A 2123-nucleotide genomic window follows, 5' to 3' on the forward strand; every position below is an offset into this window, starting at 1 on the left:
ACAAAAAGCGCGCCGCCGAATATCGCCATGATCCAAGCCAACTCCTTTGGGTGGCGAACCGCCCAGAATGGCCACACCTCGTGGAGCCGATCGGTCGGTCGAGCGGTCCCTTGCCGGCTATTCTTCTCCCCGGAACGGCGCTCGGATTCCCGGAGTGCTCCCGGCGGCGTGCCGTCTTGCCCGCTTTCCTCGGGCGGTCCCCGTTCAGAAGTGCCATCCGGAGGAGCAGCGTCTCGCGCCAACGCCGCTGCCAATTCCTCGGGATCGACGATGACGACCTGGACCTGCTCCCCGGTTCCTGGGCGTCCCGCCAGCCTGATCATCGTCGAGACCCGCCGATAGGCGGGAGGGGACGAGCCCTCGGTCGGTTCCTCATCGGTCTCGACAGTGTAGGTCCCTGGCGGTTGCGGGCCGTTGATTCCGCTCAACGTGAACGGCCGCACAAAGGTGACGGTCTCGCTATGGGTTCGCAGGGTCATCGGGATCCTCCGCGGTCGCCCGCCTCCTCACGCGCAATTCGTCCGCGCGGCGCTACAGGAATGCTCGCGACGCGACGTAGAGGATGCCCAGCAAAATGAGCCCCGCGGGAATCACGATCGGTGGAACGAACCAGTCTTTCATGACGCGTACTCTCGATGCTCTGTGGCCCCGCCGAGAAGCAGGTCCATCAGGAGGCGCCCCTCGATCGGGCGATGTCGCCAGCCGACTGATCCGTCACGCACGGTCGACGATGTTCAGCGGCTCATCCTAAAGAGATGGTGCGACTCCGAGGCTATTGCGACCCAAATTGTCGAAAATTCACCCCGCCCAGGCAGTGGATTCGTGCGGAAGACGCTGCCTTTTCAGCGCGCGGCCAACGAGACACGACGATTGCCGATGTATCATTCGGGATAAAATAGAGATTTCTTCACAAACGTCGGTCAGTCATTTACACTACCATCCGGGCGTATATTTTCTGGCGACCCGAAATATTTTTCGGTATATCTTGATATATACATTTGATATTCCTATATCCAATCTTGATCGGCGACCACACTCGAGTGACGTCACCCAAGCTGGACGGCATCCTGATCAAGGGCGCCGGCGCCCGCCCTCCCTGTCGAGCAAGATTGAACTGGGAACGCTCGCGTCCTGCTTCGCAGGGGAGCGATACCCCATCACAAGGAAAGATCATGGGAAACATCATGTGGCGCGAGAGCCCCTACTGGCCGGACGAGCCGGTGCCGAGCGACTCGCCGCTCCATGCCGAACTGGACCGTTCCGCAGAAGAGCGCAGCGAAAACGAGGGGATGGCCGAACACCCGCGGAAGTCGCAGGACCCAGTAGGCTGGGAAAGGGACCGGGCGGCTCGGATCGAAGGGCAACGGAACTCCACCCACGGGTCTAACGGACCGGCCACCGGCATAGACCACGCTCGTGCTCCAACGCGATATGGGCCGGTCGAGAACACCGATCTCGAGAGACGCGTGCTCGCGCACGAGCAGATCCTGCAGGCACTGATCGCCCATATGGCGGAAGCCGAGCCGGAATTTATCAACCGCCTGAATCGCGCGTTCAACAATCCGGACCATCTGAGCCGTCGCGAGCACGATTACACTGATACCGCCCAACATGCCGAACAGTTCGTCCGCGAGGTGATCCGTCTTGGAGAACGGCCGGGAAAACCAGCCATTCTCGCCAATCAGCCGGCGGGCCCGCTTCTGCGCGCATCGACCGTGGAGCATGATGGCGAGCAACATGGGATTGTCCCGACGGTGTTCCTGGTGGCCCACAGGGCTGGGAGATGGACAGTGACCAGGGACGGGCAGTTCTACGGTCATTACTTTGCGGGCAAGCCGGCTCTGGACGCGGCTCAGGCAGCAGTCCGTGCCCTCGTCGCGAACGGCGGATCCGCGTTCGTCACTCTCGTTACCGCGCAAGGCCGACGGACGAACGATTGACGCCTCGCTCCGGCAAGAGGGCGATGGCGGGCTTGAACGTGATCTCGTGGGGATAGATCACGACGGGAGACCCTGTCTCCGTGCGCCGTGATCAGTCGCTGACTGCACGCCAATTAAAGGATTCAGCCGATGAAATTCCGCCCGCTGCACGACCGGGTCGTGGTCCGCCGCATCGATGCCGAT

The 2123-nt window shown here is 61.8% G+C and carries 2 protein-coding genes; one reads left to right on the forward strand and one right to left on the reverse strand.

Translation table 11 applies throughout. The features are described from left to right. Positions 1–479: hypothetical protein (locus FFK22_RS43640; RefSeq protein ID WP_186002975.1), on the reverse strand; the 479-nt coding region annotated here is incomplete at its 3' end. 693 nt (positions 480–1172) lie between these two features. On the opposite strand from FFK22_RS43640, the gene FFK22_RS41550 reads away from it, so the two are divergent. Then, positions 1173–1940, forward strand: a complete 768-nt coding sequence (locus FFK22_RS41550) for a hypothetical protein (RefSeq protein WP_138893427.1) — start codon at positions 1173–1175, stop codon at positions 1938–1940. The last annotated feature ends 183 nt before the right edge of the window (positions 1941–2123 follow it).

Origin of the sequence: Mycobacterium sp. KBS0706 (genome assembly GCF_005938675.2) — a bacterium.
Taxonomy (GTDB): Bacteria; Pseudomonadota; Alphaproteobacteria; order DSM-16000; family Inquilinaceae; genus Inquilinus.